The organism is Kribbella hippodromi (assembly GCF_039531045.1).
GTDB lineage: Bacteria > Actinomycetota > Actinomycetes > Propionibacteriales > Kribbellaceae > Kribbella > Kribbella hippodromi.
Map to the genome: position 1 here is coordinate 77658 of NZ_BAAAPH010000023.1, position 18717 is coordinate 96374.

At 68.0% G+C, this 18717-nt stretch carries 13 protein-coding genes and 1 pseudogene; 4 read left to right on the forward strand and 10 right to left on the reverse strand.

Annotation, left to right across the window (positions count from 1 at the left end):
- Window positions 1-4: 4 nt before the first annotated feature.
- The 3 genes from ABD260_RS29795 to ABD260_RS29805 form a co-directional block, all read right to left on the reverse strand.
- The gene (locus ABD260_RS29795) at window positions 5-1555 is read right to left on the reverse strand and encodes a phospholipase D-like domain-containing protein (protein ID WP_344238802.1); all 1551 of its coding nucleotides are present in this window, start codon (window positions 1553-1555) and stop codon (window positions 5-7) included.
- A 58-nt stretch (window positions 1556-1613) separates the two neighbouring features.
- Window positions 1614-2984 carry an MFS transporter gene (locus ABD260_RS29800; protein WP_344238804.1) on the reverse strand — a complete coding sequence of 457 codons (1371 nt, stop codon included), beginning with the start codon at window positions 2982-2984 and terminating at the stop codon, window positions 1614-1616.
- A 64-nt stretch (window positions 2985-3048) separates the two neighbouring features.
- Window positions 3049-3531 (reverse strand): RrF2 family transcriptional regulator, encoded by a 483-nt coding sequence (locus ABD260_RS29805; RefSeq protein ID WP_344238806.1) that lies wholly within the window; start codon window positions 3529-3531, stop codon window positions 3049-3051.
- Between the two features lie 1136 nt (window positions 3532-4667).
- Here ABD260_RS29805 and ABD260_RS29820 point away from each other — a divergent pair.
- The gene (locus ABD260_RS29820) at window positions 4668-5420 is read left to right on the forward strand and encodes a sugar phosphate isomerase/epimerase family protein (protein ID WP_344238812.1); all 753 of its coding nucleotides are present in this window, start codon (window positions 4668-4670) and stop codon (window positions 5418-5420) included.
- A 78-nt stretch (window positions 5421-5498) separates the two neighbouring features.
- Here ABD260_RS29820 and ABD260_RS29825 read toward each other — a convergent pair whose 3' ends face one another.
- From ABD260_RS29825 to ABD260_RS29835, 3 genes are read right to left on the reverse strand one after another with little or no spacing between them, the layout of a single operon-like run.
- Window positions 5499-6746 (reverse strand): DUF445 domain-containing protein, encoded by a 1248-nt coding sequence (locus ABD260_RS29825; protein ID WP_344238814.1) that lies wholly within the window; start codon window positions 6744-6746, stop codon window positions 5499-5501.
- Window positions 6747-6781: 35 nt separating this feature from the next.
- Window positions 6782-7978 carry an MFS transporter gene (locus ABD260_RS29830; protein WP_344238816.1) on the reverse strand — a complete coding sequence of 399 codons (1197 nt, stop codon included), beginning with the start codon at window positions 7976-7978 and terminating at the stop codon, window positions 6782-6784.
- Complete coding sequence (locus ABD260_RS29835; RefSeq protein WP_344238818.1) at window positions 7968-8966, reverse strand: hypothetical protein; 999 nt, start codon at window positions 8964-8966, stop codon at window positions 7968-7970. Before ABD260_RS29835 ends, ABD260_RS29830 begins: the two co-directional genes overlap by 11 nt.
- Before the next feature lie 162 nt (window positions 8967-9128).
- Between ABD260_RS29835 and ABD260_RS29840 the strand changes: the two genes are divergently transcribed.
- The 3 genes and pseudogenes from ABD260_RS29840 (at window position 9129) to ABD260_RS29850 (ending at window position 12271) form a co-directional block, all read left to right on the forward strand.
- Complete coding sequence (locus ABD260_RS29840; protein WP_344238820.1) at window positions 9129-9713, forward strand: TetR/AcrR family transcriptional regulator; 585 nt, start codon at window positions 9129-9131, stop codon at window positions 9711-9713.
- Window positions 9697-10983: pseudogene (locus ABD260_RS29845) on the forward strand (nitrilase-related carbon-nitrogen hydrolase); the annotation flags it as partial. The gene ABD260_RS29840 and the pseudogene ABD260_RS29845, both read left to right, overlap by 17 nt.
- A 136-nt stretch (window positions 10984-11119) precedes the next feature.
- Window positions 11120-12271: an alpha-hydroxy-acid oxidizing protein gene (locus tag ABD260_RS29850; protein ID WP_344238822.1), complete on the forward strand. Its 1152-nt coding sequence runs from the start codon at window positions 11120-11122 to the stop codon at window positions 12269-12271.
- A 94-nt stretch (window positions 12272-12365) separates the two neighbouring features.
- Here the strand turns inward: ABD260_RS29850 and ABD260_RS29855 are convergent, their stop codons facing one another.
- The 4 genes from ABD260_RS29855 to ABD260_RS29870 form a co-directional block, all read right to left on the reverse strand.
- On the reverse strand, window positions 12366-12665 hold the full coding sequence (locus tag ABD260_RS29855) for a hypothetical protein (protein ID WP_344238824.1): 300 nt from the start codon (window positions 12663-12665) through the stop codon (window positions 12366-12368).
- A 22-nt stretch (window positions 12666-12687) separates the two neighbouring features.
- A complete protein-coding gene (locus ABD260_RS29860; protein WP_344238826.1) occupies window positions 12688-15438 on the reverse strand; it encodes a hypothetical protein in 2751 nt (916 codons plus the stop codon).
- A gap of 122 nt (window positions 15439-15560) precedes the next feature.
- Complete coding sequence (locus ABD260_RS29865) at window positions 15561-16640, reverse strand: 2-oxoacid:ferredoxin oxidoreductase subunit beta (RefSeq protein ID WP_344238828.1); 1080 nt, start codon at window positions 16638-16640, stop codon at window positions 15561-15563.
- Window positions 16637-18619: a 2-oxoacid:acceptor oxidoreductase subunit alpha gene (locus tag ABD260_RS29870; protein ID WP_344238830.1), complete on the reverse strand. Its 1983-nt coding sequence runs from the start codon at window positions 18617-18619 to the stop codon at window positions 16637-16639. The genes ABD260_RS29865 and ABD260_RS29870 overlap by 4 nt, the downstream gene beginning before the upstream one ends.
- Window positions 18620-18717 lie beyond the last annotated feature (98 nt).

The following is an 18717-nucleotide window of genomic DNA, read 5'->3' on the forward strand; positions in this document are numbered from 1 at the left end:
GTCTTCAGAACGTGTTGCGGCGGCGGGCCGCGTGTTTGCGGCCGTCGGGGTCGTAGAGGTGGCCGGCCAGCCAGGGTGCCCAGAGGGATTGCGTGCGGGTCAGCGGTTCTGGGCGGTGCCGGCGGATTCGGCCGGGAGGTCGTGGCCCTTGGCAACCATTCGCGTACCAGTTGTCCAGCTCCGCGGCGGTTTCGCGCCAGGTGGTGAAGCCGGTGATGGGATCGGCCTCGTCGGTTTTGTCGGTGCAGAGGTGTTCGGACCAGAGTTGCGATCGTAGCGAGCGGGCCAGCTCGGGGGAGTCGATGGCGCAGGTCAGTTCGCTGTCACTGGTCCAGGAGCGGCGGTTGAAGTTGTCGGAGCCGCAGGTCATCCAGGTGTCGTCGACGATGCAGACCTTCGCGTGGACGTAGATCGGTACGCCGTTCTCGTTCTCCAGGTCGTAGACCGCGACCCGATCGGAGTCCAGCAGGCGCAGCGCTTCCAGTTGGGCATGCCGCGCCGGTGGGCCGCTGACCCGGCCGTCCTGGTCCGGGTAGCGCGGTACGACCGCGATGATGCGCAGCTCCGGCGATCGCTCCAACGCTTCCCGGAGACCTTCGGCTACCAAGTTGGACCAGAGGTACTGATCTTCCAGGTAGATCAGGGACTTCGCCCGGCGGAAGGCCTTCAAGTACGCGCGCGCGATGCTGTACTCACCGTGCGGTGCGAAAGGGAAGCCGGGGTGCTTGTGCGCGTACGTCCGCAGGACCTGCACGGTGTGCGGCCCGGCCGGTGGTGGATCGGGGAAGGTCTCCGGCAGCTCGCCCGGGTGCCGGGGCATCCGGGCCAGTCGCTGGATCACCATCCGGTACGGCGTCCGCCGATCGAGCGGATGCGGATCGTCCCACCGTTCGATGAAGCACCGCAGCAGGTCGCCCACCACCGGCCCGCGGAGCTCGAGCATCACGTCGTGCCACGGCGGCCGGGAGCCGTACCGTCGATCCATCGGCGCGGTTTGTGGATCGCCCAGGTGGCGTACGTCGTCCCGGCGCCCGTGACACAGATCGATCCCGCCGACGAAGGCGAGATCGGCCGCCGGGTTTCCACGGTGCCGGATGACGAACAGCTTCTGGTGGTGCGAGGCCAGCCTTCGTACGCGTTGATCCAGCAGGACGGCACCGCCCGCTTCGTTGAGCTCGGTGCCGAAGTGCTGGTTCTCCTGCGAGTTGAAGTCGAGATGATCCGAGTGCGATCGCCACAGTAAGGCGCGGATCGTGACGCCGGATTTCGCCAGCTCGCACAGCACCTCGCCGATCGACGGGCCCCGGTCGGTCAGTACTTCGTCCGGGTCGCCGCGCCAGTCGGTGAAGTACACCTGGTCGCCTGGACGGAGGACGCGCAGCTCGTCGTACAGGCGCTGGAAGTAGGTCGCGCCGTGGACCAGCGGGCGGACCAGGTTTCCCTCGGTCCAGGCACCGTTGGCGTCGAGGCCGGTCGCCGGGTTGCCGCGCTCCTCCGGGGTCAAGAACCACTCATGCGTCACCACCACCCAGTGCCCGCCCGACGCCGACCTCATGAGTTTCAGCCGCCCCCACCTCCTCTTCTCTCCCCGTAGAGCGGTGACTTCATGAAGCTCAGTTGCTGAGGACGAGAGTTTTGGTGTTCCGGCCTGTGAAGGCTGCGACGGCGGTCAGGAGGACACCGGCGGCGCTGAGCAGGATGGCGGTGCGGAGGCCGTCGATCGGTTCGGCGCTCCGGCTCGCGATCGCGACCAGGACGGCGAGACCGACCGCGTTGCCGACCTGCTGGCCGGTTGAGGCGGTGCCGGAGCCGATGCCCTGGTGTTCGGGCGCGACGCCGGTGGACGCGGCCGCGTACATGGTGGTGAACGCGCTGCCCTGGCCGAGCCCGAGGATCAGCAAGGCCGGGACGAGGACCGCGTACGAGGCGGTGGTCGAGATGATCACCCCGAGCACCGCGACGCCGAGGCCCGCGATCACCAGGCTGGCCGCCAGCGTGACGTGCAGGCCGAAGCGGGTGGCGAGCCGGCCGCCGAGGTTGGCGCCGACGAAGATCGCGACGGTGGGTACGAGGTAGGCGAGCCCGGTTTGCAGCGCGTTGTAGCCGTGGACGTCCTGGAAGTAGACCGTCTCGAAGTACAGCAGCGGGCCGAGAGTTGCCGCGAAGAGCGTGATCACGCTGACGCCCGTCCGCAGGTTGCGGATCCGCAGCAACGCCAACGGGAGCAGGGGATCGGCCGAGCGCGACTCGATCATCACGAAGAGCGCGAGCAGTACGGCGCCGATCACGCCCGCGAGCACACTCACTGTGCTCCAGCCGGTCGCCGGGCCCTGGACGAGGGCGAAGACGATTGCGGTGATGCCCGCGGTTGCCGAAAGTGCGCCCGGTACGTCGAATCGACGGCCGTGGTGGGCGGAACCATCGGCCGGGAGGAGCAGTACGGCGGCGATGACTCCGATCGCGGCGAGGGGGACGTTGACGAAGAAGATCGCGGGCCAGCCGAACGCTTGGGTGAGGACGCCGCCGAGCAGTGAGCCGAGCGCCATCCCGCTACCGCCGGCGGCGCCCCAGATCGAGAAGGCGCGGTTGCGTTCGCGGCCTTCCTCGAAGAGGGTGCCGATCAGGGAGAGCGTTGCCGGCGCGAGTACCGCGCCGCCGAAGCCCTGGACCGCGCGGGAGCCGATCAGCAGGCCGGGGTCGGTGGCCAAGCCGCCGGCCAGCGAGGAGGCGCCGTAGAGCAGCAGGCCGGCGGTGAACATGCGGCGGCGGCCGAGCAGGTCGGACATCCGGCCCCCGAGGAGCAGGAAGCCGCCGAACACCACCGCGTACCCGCTCACCACCCATTGCAGATTGTGCGGCGCGAAGCCGAGCTCGCGGCCGATGTCCGGGACGGCGACGAAGACGATCGTGTAGTCGATCGCGATGATCAGCTGCGCGAACGCGAGCAGCGCCAGGATCATCGGTTTATTGAGGATATTGGACATCCAGAATCAACTCCAGAAAAGGGGAAAGGGGAGCGCGCGGGCCCGCGTGGAGTGGGGAAGGTTGCTAGGCCTTCAGGTTGGTGAAGTGGTTTCGGACCCGGTCGGGGGCTTCGGGGGTGTGGCTGACCACTCGGGCGGCGATGTCGGCGATGGACTGGGCGGCCAGTTCTTGCCGGTAGGCGAGCTCGGCGGAGCGCATGGCCTGGGAGATCAGGCAGGACCGGGTGTAGTCGACCGAGGGGTCGGCGTGCGGGCCGGCCTTCAGGATCTGCGTGCAGCGGAAGGCCTCGTCCGGCCCGTCGATGGCGACCACGATGTCGAGCAGGCTGATGTTCTTCGGGTCGCGGGCGAGCTGGAAGCCGCCTTTGGGTCCGGAGACCGAGGTGAGGATGCCGGCCCGGGTCAGCGCCTGGAGCTGCTTGTTCAGGTACGCCGTCGGCAGGTCGTAGAAGGCGGCGAGGCGCTTGGCCGTGATCGCCGCGCCGGTCGTCCAGCTGAGGTTCACGCAGCTGTGCATGGCCCACTCGACGCCCTCGTTCATCTTCATAACCTGGATGTTAGATGTCCTGAATAGATTGGGTCAAGAGGGTGCGTACCGGACGAGGGCGAACGGCTAGACCGCGGAGGCGGTGACCGCGGCGCGCTCGAGGGCGAGCGTACGGCGGCGGGTGTGCATGCTGTCGAAGGTGAACAGCGCCAGCGCGACCCACACCAGGCCGAAGCCGGCCCAGCGCATCGACGTCATCTGCTCGTGGAAGATCACCAGTCCGCAGATGAACTGCATGATCGGCGCGATGTAGTTCAGCAGCCCGAGTGTGGTCAGCGAGACCCGGGTCGCGGCCGCGCCGAACATCAGCAGCGGCAAGTCGGAGGCCAAGCGGTCTTAGGAACACAACTCACAAGACCAACTCCTTGGCTCACAGAACGACATGGCTACGATCCGACTTCCGAGAACGGCGATCGCGACCAGTGCGAGCGGCGCGACCGTACCCGACTCGATCGCCATGCCCTCGATCGCACCGGCGCCGGCCTTCTTCTTCGCCAGCCCGTAGAACCCGAACGAGAAGGTCAGCGCGATCGCGACCCACGGCGGCTTCCCGTTCTCGATCGCGAGCCCGAGGACAGCCACGAACGCGATCCCGAGCGCGGTCCACTGCATCGGGCGGAGCCGTTCCTTCAGGACGAAGACGCCGAGCAGGACCGTGAACAGCGGGGTGATGAAGTACCCGAGGGAGGTCTCCACGACATGGCCGTGGCCGACGGCCCAGATGTACGTACCCCAGTTCACCGAAATCAGGAACGCCGCCGCGATCAACGGCCACCGCCGGCGCGGCTCGGCGAGCAGGGCCTTCACCTGGCCGAACTTCCGCAGTGCGACGACCAGGACGACGATCGTGACCAGCGACCAGACGATCCGGTGCGCCAGGATCTCGACCGCACCGGACTGGTCGAGCAGCTTCCAGTAGAGCGGAAAGAGCCCCCAGATCAGGTACGCACTGAATCCGAAGAGAAACCCCCGACGCTGTTCTGGCACCGGGTCAGCGTAATCCCCACCGACAGTTGCATCCAACTCGTTTGCTCATGACGTGAGACGCCGAGACGTTGGGCGGCGGTGTGGGCGGGGCGGGGCTGCTGCGGGGTTGGGGTGATGGGGTTGGATGGGAGGGTGACGAGGAGGCGCGTGTGGGTGTGAGGACCGGGCTGGTTTCGGTGACGTTTCGGCAGTTGCCGGTGGACCAGGTGGTGGAGGTGGCGGCCAAGTCGGGGCTTTCGGCGATCGAGTGGGGCGGGGACATCCACGTTCCGCTCGGCAACCTGGTGAACGCCAAGCGGGTCCGGAACCTGACCGAAGTGCATGGCTTGCAGGTCGCGGCGTACGGGTCGTACTTGCGGGCCGGGAGTGTCGACCGGGAGGAGATGCGCTCCGCGGTCGCCACCGCCGAGGCGCTCGGGGCGCCGCGGATTCGGGTCTGGGCCGGCAACGTCGGCACCGCCGAGGCCGGGGTCGGCGACCGGATGGCGGTCACCCGCGGGCTTGGTGAACTCGCCGACATGGCCGCCGGTGCGGGGATCGAGATCGCGATGGAGTTCCACCGGAACACGCTCACCGACGAGGTCGACTCCACGATCACGCTGCTGCTGGACGTCGGCGCCCCGAACCTCAAGACGTACTGGCAGCCCCCGGTCGACCTGGACGACACCGAGTGCCTCCAGCAACTGGAAGCACTGATGCCGTGGCTGAGCACTGTCCACGTCTTCTCCTGGTGGCCCTCCAACAACCGCCTGCCGCTGGCCGCCCGCGAGTCCCTCTGGCGCCCCGTCCTGGACCGCCTCACCGCCGAACCCCGCGAAATCAACGCCCTCCTCGAGTTCGTCGCCGACGACTCCCCCGAACAACTCACCAAAGACGCCGCGGACCTGCACAGCTGGGTGTAGGACAGAGGAGCTTTTTCCGGCATCTACGGGGTGAAACGCTCCTGTATCGGGTGCGAAACGCTCCTGCTTTGCGGAGTGCTAGACCAGTTGGCTGAGGGTGTGGATGGTGAGGCCGACGAGGGCGCCGACGACGGTGCCGTTGATGCGGATGAACTGGAGATCGCGGCCGACGTGGAGTTCGATCCGGGCGGCGGCTTCGCGGCCGTCCCAGCGTTCGATCGTGTCGGAGATGACCGAGACGATCTCGGTGCCGTACGTGCGGACGACGTACCCGACCGCCTCGGCGGCGCGGTCGTCGACCTTCGTACGCATCGTCTCGTCGTCCTGCAGGCGCCGGCCCAGGTCCTGCAGGGTCTTGATCGCGCGCAGCCGGAGCGCGCTTGTCGGTTCGTTGATCGCGTCGATCAGTGCCGTCCGCATCGCGTCCCAGACCGCGGTCAGGCTGTTGCCCATGTCCGGGTGGGTCAGCATCCGGGCCTTCCAGGCCTCGAAACGTTCCATCGTCTCCGGGTCGTGCTGCAGGTCGTCGGCCAGTTGCGCGAGCAGCCGGTCGACCGCCCGGCGGGCCGGATGGGCCTGGTTGTCGCGTACGTCGGCCAGCCAGGCGAGTGCTTCGCGGTGGATGCGATCCACGACGAGCCGGTCGACCCACTGTGGTGACCAGCGGGGTGCGCGGGGGCCGATCACGTCCGCGAGCAGTTCCCGGTTGTTCGCCAGCCAGTCGTACGCCTCGACCATCAGCAGGTCGAATAGGGCGTGATGCGCGCCGTCCTCGACCACGGACTGGACGAAGTGCCCGGCGATCGGGCTCAACGGCTCCTTCACGAACCGGGGCAGCAGCGAGCCGCGCACGAACGCGGCCACGTCGTCGTCACCGAGCTTGGGCAGCGCGGCACCGACCGTCCGCGCGCCTTCGGCCACGATCCGTTCCGCGTGGTTGCCGTCGGCAAGCCAAACGCCGGCGCGGCGGCTGACCTGGGCGGTACGCATCTTCTCCGCCACCACCTCCTCGGACAGGAAGTTCTCGGTGACGAACTGTTCGAGGCTCTCCGCGAGGCTGTCCTTGCGGGTCGGCACGATCGCGGTGTGCGGGATCGGCAGGCCGAGCGGCCGCCGGAACAGCGCGGTGACCGCGAACCAGTCGGCCAGCGCACCCACCATCGCCGCCTCGGACGCCGCGTTCAGGTACGCCCAGCCGCCGGTCCGGTGCAAGGTCGCCACGTAGATGATCGCGGCGAGCACCAGCAGGGTCAGTGCCACCGACCGCATCCGCCGCAGCCCACGCCGCCGTACCAGGTCGGCCGCGCCCAACGTCAAGGTCGCCATACCCCGATCTAACCAACACCCTGGTCAGAAGACCCTCAGGCAGGTACCTGAGTCGTCCCCCGTCGTTCCATCAGGCCGGAGATCAGCGCCAGGATCAAGCCGGCCGCGGCGAGGGCGGCGCCGAGGCGGCTGGGCCATTCGTAGCCGTAGCCGGCGGCCAGGACGACGCTGCCGAGCCAGGCGCCGAGGGCGTTGGCGATGTTCAGCGTGGAGTGGTTCAGCGAGGCGGCCAGCGACTGGCCTTCGTGGGCGACGTCCATCAGCCGGGTCTGCAGCGCGGGCACCAGGATGCTCGCCGAGCAGCCCATCGCGAACACGGCGACCAGCGCACCGGGCCGGGTCTGCGCAAGCCAGCCGAAAGTACCGAGTACGACGGCTACCGCGATCAGCCCGCCGTACATGCTGCCCATCAGCGACCGGTCGGCGAGGCGGCCGCCGACGACGGTGCCGACGGTCATGCCGATGCCGTACACCGCGAGCACGATCGTCACCGCGGACTCGGAGAAACCGGCCAGTTCCGTCATCGTCGGGGTGATGAACGAGTACGTCGCGAACATCCCGCCGAAGCCGACCATCCCGACCAGCAACGCCATCCACACCTGCGGCCGGCGGAGCGCGCTCAGCTCACTGCGGACGTTCACCTCGCTGCCGACCGGCTGCGGCGGCACCCACAACCAGACCGCGACCAGCGTCAGCAACCCGAGGACACCGACCGCCAGGAACGGCAGTTGCCAGCCGAACCGCTGCCCGAGCAAGGTCGTCAGCGGTACGCCGACAATGTTCGCGACCGGAAGCCCGAGCATCGACATCGCGATCGCCCGCGCCCGCCGGCCGGGCGGCACCATCGAGGCGCCGACGACCGCGCCGATCCCGAAGAACGCTCCGTGCGGTACGCCGGACAGGAACCGCGCGGCCATCAGGAACTCGTAGCTGGAGGCAACCGCGGACAGTACGTTGCCGGCCACGAACACCGCCATCAGGCCGAGCAGCAACCGCTTCCGCCCGGTCCGCGCGCCGAGCGCCGCGATCACCGGCGCGCCGACGACCACCCCCAGCGCGTACGCCGAGACCACATGCCCCGCGGCCGGGATCGAGATGTGCACGCCGTCGGCGATCTGCGGCAGCAGGCCCATCGTGACGAACTCGGTGGTACCGATCGCGAATCCACCGGTGGTCAGGGCGAACAGCGCCAGGCCGACGTGCCGCGCGGTGGCGCGATTGTCAGGCGTCACCGAACTTTTCACACCTGATTGTCGCACCGATCAGCAGCCCGATCGCGAGCAGGGCGAAGACCGCGTTCCCGATCAGATCGACGGTCCGCGAGGCGCCGAACACCGGGCTTTCTCCGAAGGCGTGCCAGGCGTACGTGAGCAGCGCGCCACCGGCCGCTGCCAGCGTGTGCAGTCGCGTCCAATTGCTCCGCCGGGACAGGTTGACGAGCGCGACGGCCGCGAGGAGCTCGATCGTCAGCGTGAGGGCGGCGCAAAGCCAGCCGTTCGACACCTGATCGTTGACGAGCATCCAGGCGCTGGTGACCACGAGCGCGGCGGCGCCGATCAGCCAGGGCGTGGGCACGTTTCCGGCAGTGTGCCGCGGCAGTCGGCGGCCGACCAGGACGGCCAGCGCGATCAGTACGAGGACCGCGATCGCGACGCCGAGGTCCTGGCCGATCGATGCGCGGAACGGGTCTTTCGTGTAGCCGAAGGCGGTGGTTGCGACCACACCGATCGTGAAGAGCACGCCGTACACGCTGAGTCCCACTTTGCCGAGCCAGGGTTCGCGGGGGCGCCGGGACAGCGATTCCATCACCACGATCGGGACGGTGATGCTCCACAGCGTGTGCAGGCCGAGGACCATCACCGTCCACGGTGCGCCCATGCCGAGGAACGAGATGTGGCCCGGGTCGAGCAGGCGCAGGTGCGCGTAGTTCGGGTTGAACAGCGACTGGGTGGTGATGCCTTCCTCGATCACGCCGTACGCCAGCGCGAGGACGAAGATGCTCGGGTAGCCCCAGCCGCGGCGGCGGGCGAGCTCGCGGATCAGCACCGCGCCGCCGCCGTACAGCGGCGCCAGCGTGATCAGCGCGAACAGTGCGGAGATCGGGATGTTTCCGAGCAGGAACTCCGCGACCAGTGGGGACAGGAAGAACAGGCCGAGAGCCGGCAGTGCGCGTCGTACGCCGCTGCGTGGGGGAGCGGTCACCACGTTCGTGTTCGTCATGGCTTCACTGTCCGGTCCGGAGCCCGCCCAGGCCGGTGCGATCCGTCCGGATCGTTGCCTGACGGACGTCCGGGCTCAGGGATGACCGATGTCATGGATCCGGGTCGGGTCAGGGTCGATTCGCCTATACAGCGTATAGGGAATGCGTATTTAATGGTTCGCATGAGCGAGGTGACGACAAAAGAACGGATCACCGCCGCGGCCACCTACCTGCTGACCGAACACGGCGCGGCCGGCGTCTCGATGCGCAAGGTGGCGGCCGCGGTGGGGATCACGCCGATGGCGATCTACCAGTACTTCCCGGACCGCGAGGCGCTGCTGAACGCGGTCGCGGACGCGGCGTTCGCCGAACTGGTCCGCCGCTGGGAGTCGGCGGACCGGCCGGCCGCGGCGGATGCACGGCTGCGGGAGATGCTGGTCGACCACGTCGACTTCGCGCTCGCCCAGCCGCGGCTGTACGACTACATGTTCACCGCGCGGCGCGACCAGGCCCGGAAGTTCCCGGCGGACTTCGAGGCCCGCAAGTCACCGACCTTCAACCTGGTCGCGGACGCGGTCAGCGCCGGAATCGACCAGCACCTCTTCCGCGGCGACCAGGACATCTGGGAAACCAGCCTGATCTTCGCCGCGCTCCTGCACGGCCTGATCCAGCTCCACCACGGCGACCGCATCGGGATGCCGGAAGCAGATTTCCGGGCTCTCTGCCTGCGCCTGGGCGAAAGGACGATCGATGAACTCCGTGTCTGAACAGGCGTCCTTTGTGGGCAAGCCGCTCTCCAAGTGGTGGGCGGTGCCGGCGGCCCTCGCCACCGGAGCCTTGCTGTACTTCGGCTCCGGCCTGCACACCCTCCCGGCGCTCACCTGGTGGGCCGCCGTCCCGGTGTTCTTCGTCGCTCCACGGTTACGAGCGCGCGCCGCCGCGCTGACCGCCTTCGTCGGCTGGCTCCTCGGCCTCACGAATCTCGTTCCCTACTTGCTGAACGACCTCGAACTGCCCCCGATCGCACTGTCGTTCCTGCTCTTGCTCGCCGGCGTCTTCACCGTCACCGTGCTGTTCTTCAGGGCATTGGTCGTCCGGGGTCATCCGGTGATCGCGGCCGTGGCGGCTCCGGCCTTGTGGGCGGTGCTCGACTACGTACTCACGAGCTTCTCGCCGCACGGAGCGTTCACGAGTCTCGCGTACACCCAGGTGGCAGTTGCCCCGGTCAACCAAATCGTGTCGTTTACGGGCATGTGGGGGTTGAGTTTCCTGCTGATGTTCCCGGCCGCCGTGTTCGCGACCCGGAGGATCAAGCTGGTCGGCGTACTCGCGGTGGTTGCCGTTGGCACCTGTCTGTACGGCGTGGTGCGGCTGAACGGCACCCCGCCTGCGCAACCGGTGAAGCTCGCGATCCTGTCCGCGGAGGGCGCCGACGATGCCGGCTGGCCGAACGCCGGCGGCCCGGCGATCCTCGACCGGTACAAACCGATGATCGCCTCCGCTGCCCAGTCTGGCGCAAAGATCGTGCTGCTGCCGGAGAAGACGATCGATGTACAAACCACCGAGCTGGCGAAGCTGTCCCAGCAGTTCCAGACGCTTGCTACGAGCAACAAGATCGAGTTGGTTGTCGGGTTGACCGTACTCGGCGATGGCGATCACAACCGGGCGTTGATCTTCCACCCGGACGGGGCGGCACCGACCTCGTACGACAAACATCATCTGATTCCGGGCATGGAGCCGTACACGCCGGGCGAGCGGTTGGCCACGTACCAGGGCTGGGGGTTGATGATCTGCAAGGACCTGGACTTCCCGCCGCTGGCGCGGCAGTACGGTCAGCTCGGTACGTCGCTGTGGCTCGTACCGGCGCTGGACTTCGTGGACGACGGCTGGTTGCACAGCCGGATGGCGATGCTGCGTGGGATCGAGAACGGTGTCCCGATGGCCCGTGACGGCAGCAAGGGGCGGCTCGTACTGGCCGACGCGAACGGGCGGGTCGTTGCGGAAACGGATGCGCCGGCGGACGGTCCGGCCGTACTGATCGGCGAGCTCCGGCCGGGGATCGACAAGACGCTGTACACGGCGTGGGGTGACTGGTTCGCCTGGTTGTGCGGGGTGATCGTCTTGGCCGGACTCGTGTGGTTGAGGTCGCGGGGTGGGCGTGGGAGCATCCGGCATGGCCAACTTCGGGGACTACCAGTTGCAGATCTACCTGCAGGGCATGCTGCAGGGGACGACGCCGGAGATCACCACCGACCTGGCCCGGCTGGAGTCGCAGGCGGCCGGGAAACTGTCGGCGGAGGCGATGGGCTACATCGTGCCGAGCGCGGGCAGCGGGGCGACGGCCCGGGCTAACCAGGCGGCGTTCGAGCGGTGGCGGCTGGTGCCTCGGATGCTGCGCGGCAGTACTGAACGTGATCTGTCCTGCACGATCCTTGGTACGGCGATGCCCGCGCCGGTCCTGGTTGCTCCGATCGGGGTGCAGACCCTTGCGCACCCGGACGGTGAACTCGCGACGGCGCGGGCGGCGGATGCGCTTGGGCTGACGTACACGCACTCGACTCAGGCGAGTCATGCGATCGAGGAGATCGAGGCGCGGAACAAGTGGTTCCAGCTGTACTACCCGACCGATCGTGACGTCTGCCTGAGCTTCCTGCAGCGCGCGAAGGCGGCCGGGTACGCGGTCCTCGTCGTCACGCTCGACACCGGGACGATCGGCTGGCGGCCGGCTGACCTGGACCGCGGGTTCCTGCCGTTCCTGAAGGGGGAGGGGCTGGCGAACTACTTCACCGATCCCGCCTTCCAGTCGAAGCTGGCCAAGCCGATCGCCGAGGACCCGGGCGCGGCAGTGATGCAGTGGGCGCAAATGTTTCCCCACGTCGGTCTGCACTGGGACGACCTGTCGTTCCTGCGCGACAACTGGGACGGCCCCATCGTGCTGAAGGGCATCCTGCACGTCGAGGACGCGAAACTCGCCGCGGAGCACGGTGTCGACGGCATCATCGTCTCCAACCACGGCGGCCGCCAGGTAGACGGCGCAATCGCCGCCCTGGACGCGCTACCACCCATCGCGGACGCCGTCGGCGAACAACTGACAGTCCTCTTCGACTCCGGCGTACGCACCGGCGCCGACGCCGCCAAGGCGCTGGCCCTAGGCGCCAAAGCCATCCTCCTGGGCCGCCCCCTCCTCTACGGCCTGGCCCTAGCCGGCCAACCCGGAGTAGAACACGTCCTCCGCTGCTTCCTCGCCGACCTAGACCTAACCCTCGCCCTAACCAGCCACACCAACCACCGACAACTAACCCGAGACTCGGTGACTCGGGCGTGAAGGCGGTACTTGTCAGGTGAGCTGACGCATGTGGGGCAGCGGCGGTGCCGGTTGCGGGGGTACGGGCGGCTGGGGGGAGCTTGGTGGGGTTGGTTTAGAAGTCGCGGCCGTCGTTTGCTTTGGGGCCGCCCATGACCTCGCCGAGTTTCTTGTTGCCGTTGAAGATCCAGAAGAGTACGAAGTACATGAGGAAACCGCCGAGCAGGCCGATCGAGTACCAGGCGAACAGGGTTGGGCTCTTGAACAGGCCGGTGACTGCCCCGCCGCCCACGGCCGCGATGACGGCGGAGATGTCGGTCAGCGCGGCGCGGTCGCTGCGGCGGATGAGGGTGCGGTACGTGACCCAGCCGACGACCACTCCGAAACACAGGGCGCCCAGCTCCGTAACCCTCATGGTGATTCCCTTCTTCGGGACACTAGGACCGCTCAAGCATCAGATCCATCGAGCAGAACGGCGTGTACACCAGTCCGGCGAGGTTGCCCTTCCGGAGCAGGTCGATCCGGGTCCGGTACAGCGCCGTACCGGCCGTCGCACCGTCCGACCCGATGAAGTGCCGGTAGAACTTCAGCGCGACCTCGCCCGCGACCCGCTGCGACACCGAGATCTCGGTACCGATCACCCCCGCCGCATGCAGCCCGGCGAACGCGTCAACGAAACTCACCACATCCGACGGCTGCAGCGAAGCCGTCTCACACCCGTTGATGAACACGAGCGGCGCGGTCTCGCTCCAGTGACTCGTACCCCAACTGCCCGCCTCGTGCCACGCCCCGAGCGACCCGGGCGCGATCCGCGTGTCCTCCCCGATCTCCAGGTACGGCGTGATGACGTCGGCCTGCTTCTCGGTACGCCCATGGCAGTAGAAGTACGCCAGCGGCAACCGCGGGTCCGCCAAGGCAGCCTCCAGCGCGGCCTTGTCATCGCACGGCACCAACTCGAACTGCCCCGCGAAGCACGCCTCCAGGTCGGTGAAGTGCGTCGCCGTCAACGCCGCGTTCAGCGCCAGGCTGCGCGCCGCTGCGGCCTGCGCCGGCTCGACCACCTTGATACTCGTCCGCAGGATGCCGGTCCGCACCGACGGCGGCTGCTCGATCAGATGCCGGAAACCCCAGAACCCGTACGGGCAGATCACGTTCAACCCGTGCGACGCCTCCGCCGGGCACCGGACCGGATAGTCCCGCAGCTCCACTTGCCGCTTGTCCCAGTCCTTGAGGATCGGGCAGAGCGTACCGTCCTCCTCCGGATCCCGCGGGATGTCATAGATCAGCGCCCACGGAAACACCGTGTACGTGGCCCGCGTGATCTGGATCTTCGCCCGCTCGGCCAGCTGCTCGCGCAAGTACGAACGATCGTCGACGTCCGGTACGACGGCCTGCCACAACTGCGCTCCGCTCAACGCCATCCGGCGCAGATCCATGATGAACCCGGCGGTCGGCTTCCGGTTCTCGTCGTCGTACTGCGACTGCTTGCCCGAGGCCCCTAACGTGATCTCGGTCAGCCGTTTCCGGATCGCGGTCAGTACGGTCGTCGCCTGCTGATCCGACACCGTGACAGCGATCGCCCGCTCACCGTTGTTGACGACGATCTTGTGCGTCCCGCTCGGCCCGTCGTTGGTGAGGATGTTGAGATTCCGGTACGGCAACTCCGGCGACCGCCCGACGTCATCGGTGAGCGCGTAATCCACCATCCCCTTGATGTGTCCGGTACGCCGCCCGCGCCGCTCGATGTCGAAGTCGATCCGCGCCGACTGCACCGCGTTGTTCCGGTGGTACAGCGTGACCCGAAGTGCCGCCGCGCCGAGACTCGCCCCGGTACGGAACGGGACGTACACGTACCGGCTCGCACCGGTCAGCGGAAGCCGCAGCTCGTACGGGCCGGGATCGACCGTGACGTCACTGCTGCTCACGACGACATCGAACTGGTAGCCGTCGTCGTCATCCGGCTCGTCCAGTTGGAGCGGTACCGGGTTGATGATGACCGAGTCCTCGACCAGCGGGCCGACGTCGATGCGTACCTGGTACACGCCATCGGGCCGCAGCGGAGCGGTCGTACTGAGCAGCTGCCGCTCGGAATCGGTCAGCGCCACGTTCAGCACCCGGGGCGCCCAACTGAGGAACGCCCACGAGGCCGGCCGGAGCCCGGCGAGCGACAGCCTGACCAACGACTGCGCAAGGAACGCGGTGCCGCGCTCGTCGCCACTCTCGTCCGGCGACAACCGCACCTGCGCGGAAGTCCCGAGGTACTGATGATCTGTGATCGCCTCAACCGCTGTCCGGCGACTGATCGCGCTGAGGTCGAGGGTCATTCCGTCGCCGAAGGCAACAGTCGCGGGAATGTCGTAGAACCGCTTGTAATAGAGGTCGATCACCCGCTGCGTGTCCTCCACGGCGGGGATCGCCAGGCTCATCCCGTAGTCGGACACGTCGACCGCAAGGTCCCCGAGTATCGAGTCCGTGGCCTGATTCCCTTGGGCCGACAGCAGCAGGATCGAGGGGAGCGGTGGCAACACTTCCAGCTCGTTGTCGTCGAGATACAGCTCCTCCAGCGGCAGCCCGGCGAGTACGTCGAGTGCCGCCGACGTGAGGTGGTTCCCGGACAGATCCAAGCGCCGCAACGCAGGCAGTTGCGCAAACGCCGCGGGCAGCGTCTCGAGCTCGTTGCCGCTCAAATCGAGTGCCGTCAGGGTCGGCGGACCAGGCGCCCCAGTGAGCTCCGCCAGCCGGTTGTCGGCCGCGTCCAGAATCAGCAGCCCTGGTACTTCAGCGAGCGGGGTGAGATCGCGAAGGCCGTTGCTGGAGACATCGATCCGCCGCAGCTCGTGGCAGCGCGCGATCGCCGCCGGAATCTCCGACAACCGATTGTCGGAGACGTCGAGCAGACGCAGCGCGGCCGCCTGCCCGATGGTCTCGGGCAACTCGGTCAGCCGGTTCCCGGCCAGCACCAGGCGCTGCAGCCGGGTCGCGTCGGACAGCCAGGCCGGCGGCAGCTCGGTCAGCCGGTTGTCGCTCAGATCGAGACTGGTGAGCAGCTCAAGCGACGGCACCCGATCCGGCAGCGAGCGCAGACCCATCCGGCGCAGCGACAGGTGCCCGGACTGTTGCCAGTCCTGGGCCGCCATCGCCGCCGACGCCCGGATCCGATCGGCAAGCCGGTCCGCGGCGTCGTTCATGGGTGTACGTCGTACGGCTCCATACCGCTCCCCCTGCCGTGACTCCCCTCAGGAATTCCACGATAGGGCTTTGCCGCCGCAAGCAACAGAGCGAATGTTACCCCAACGTCACACAGCGTGAGTCAGTCCACTGTCCAGGTGTCGGAGCCGGTGACCAGGGCCTGCAGATCGCCGGTGCCCTGGGCTTCCTGGGCGGTCGTGATCTGCTGCCGGACCAGGTCGTCGTATGCCGGGCGCTCGACGCTGCGGAAGACGCCGATCGGAGCCCGGTGCAGGACGCCGCCGTCGGTCAGCCGGGACAGCGCGAACGCGTACGCCGGGTCTTCGGTGTGCGCGTCGTGGACGACGAGATCGGCCTCGCCGCCGGGCAGGTCCGCGACCTCACGGACCGCCAGCGACGCGAAACCGTCCCGGACCACGCCGAGCCGGCCGTCGGTGCCGAACCGGATCGGTTCACCGTGGACGAGCGGGATGATCGCGTCGTCCCGGGTCTCCGGGTCCTTGAACGCCTCGAACGCGTTGTCGTTGAAGATCGGGCAGTTCTGGTAGATCTCCACGAACGACGTACCCCGGTGCTCGGCCGCGGCGCGCAGCACCGACGTCAGGTGCTTGCGGTCCGAGTCGACCGTCCGGGCCACGAACGTCGCCTCCGCGCCGAGCGCCAGCGAGACCGGGTTGAACGGGTTGTCCACCGAGCCCATCGGCGTCGACTTCGTCACCTTGCCCGGCTCGGACGTCGGCGAGTACTGGCCTTTGGTCAGGCCGTAGATCCGGTTGTTGAAGAGCAGGATCTTCAGGTTCACGTTCCGGCGCAGGGTGTGGATCAGGTGGTTGCCGCCGATCGACAGCGCGTCGCCGTCGCCGGTCACCACCCAGACGCTCAGGTCCGGCCGGGACACCGCCAGGCCGGTCGCGATCGCCGGCGCGCGGCCGTGGATCGAGTGCATGCCGTACGTGGACAGGTAGTACGGGAAGCGGGACGAGCAGCCGATCCCGGAGATCATCGCCACGTTCTCGCGCTTGATGCCGAGCTCGGGCAGGAAGCCCTGGAAGGCGGCGAGGACCGCGTAGTCACCGCAGCCGGGGCACCAGCGGACCTCCTGGTCCGACACGTACTCCTTGCGGTTCTGCGGTTCGGTCGCGGCCGGGACGCCCTTCAGGCCCCCGGGCAGGCTCGGCATGCCGAGCTCTACGGTGCTCATCGTGCTCCCTCCGTGTTCAGGTGGCCGTTCTGGTCGGCCAGTGCCTCACCGTGCGCGAGCGCGGCCGCGGCCGACCCGAGCTGGCGGGCGTCGTCGTCGATCCCGGCGGTCTCCTCGACCAGGTTGCCGATCACCTCGGCCAGCTCCGCGGCGCCCAGCGGCATCCCGCGAACCTGCGCGTACGAGACGACGTCGACCAGGTACTTCGACCGCAGCAGCATCGCCAGCTGACCCAGGTTCATCTCCGGGACCAGGACCTTGTCGTACGACTTCAGCACGTCACCGAGGTTCGACGGGAACGGGTTGAGGTGCCGAAGATGGGCCTGCGCGACCTTCCCACCGACCTTGCGGACGCGGCGGACGCCGGCGCCGATCGGTCCGTACGTCGAACCCCAGCCGAGCACGAGCACCTTCGCCGTACCGTCCGGGTCGTCGACCTCGAGCGGCGGGATGCTGCGGGCGACCGCGTCGACCTTCGCCTGCCGGGTCCGGATCATCAGGTCGTGGTTGGCCGGGTCGTACGAGATGTTGCCGGTCTTGTCCTCCTTCTCCAGACCACCGATCCGGTGGTCCAGCCCGGCCGCGCCCGGGATCGCCCAGGCGCGGGCCAGGGTCTCCGGGTCACGCAGGTACGGGAGGTACTTCGGGGCGCCCTTGTCGTCGGTCGCGTTCGGCTCGACGGTGAAGTTCGGGTCGATGGTCGGCAGGTCCTCGATCACCGGGATCTGCCACGGCTCCGAACCGTTCGCCAGGTAGCCGTCGGACAGCACGATCACCGGCGTCCGGTAGGTGACCGCGATCCGGGCCGCCTCGATCGCGATCGCGAAACAGTCCGCGGGGGACTGGGCCGCGAGCACCGGCAGCGGCGCCTCGCCGTTGCGGCCGAACATCACCTGCAGCAGGTCGGCCTGCTCGGTCTTGGTCGGCATCCCGGTCGACGGGCCGGCGCGCTGGATGTCGCAGACCACCAGCGGCAGCTCGAGCATCACGCCGAGGCCGATCGTCTCCGACTTCAGGCTGATCCCGGGGCCGGACGACGTGGTGACGCCGAGCGCCCCGCCGAAGGACGCGCCCAGGGCGGCGCCGACACCGGCGATCTCGTCCTCGGCCTGGATCGTGGTCACGTTGAACCGCTTGAGCTTGGACAGCTCGTGCAGCACATCCGAGGCGGGGGTGATCGGGTACGCGCCCAGGACCAAGGGCAGTCCGGCTCGCTGGGCGCCCGCCACCAGGCCGTACGCCAGCGCGAGGTTGCCGGAGATGTTCCGGTACGTGCCGGTGGCCATGCTGGCCGGCTTCACCTCGTACCGGACCGAGAACTCTTCGGCGGTCTCGCCGAAGTTGTAGCCGGCCCGGAAGGCGGCGATGTTCGCGTCCCGGATGTCCGGCTTCGAGGCGAACTTGGTCTGCAGGAACGTGATCGTCGACTCGACCGGCCGCTGGAACAGCCAGGACACCAGGCCGAGCGCGTACATGTTCTTCGCCCGGGACGCGTCCTTGCGGGACAGCCCGAACTCCTTCACCGACTCCACGGTCATGCCGGTGAGGTTCAGCGGCACGACGTGGTACGCCTCCAGCTCGCCGGTCTCCAGCGGATTCTCGTCGTAGCCGATCCGCTTCAGGTTCCGGGCGGTGAAGTCCGCGGTGTCGATGATCAGCGTCCGGCCGCGCGGGACGTCCTTCAGGTTCGCCTTCAGCGCCGCCGGGTTCATCGCGATCAGCACATCGGGCGCATCACCCGGCGTGAGGATGTCGTGATCGGCGAAGTGCAACTGGAAGGACGAGACTCCCGGCAGGGTTCCGGCTGGTGCCCGGATCTCGGCTGGGAAGTTGGGCAGGGTCGACAGATCATTGCCGAACGATGCCGTTTCCGCGGTGAACCTGTCCCCCGTGAGCTGCATCCCGTCACCGGAGTCACCGGCGAAGCGGATCACCACGCGGTCGAGCTGCTTGACCTCGATGGTCACTGTTCTGTTCATCTCCAAGTCGAAGCTTGGGCCGGCCGGCACCTCGTGAGCGAAGGCCGATCCCCCCGTCTGGGCGATAACTCAATATTAGTTGGCCCTTGGCACGGAAC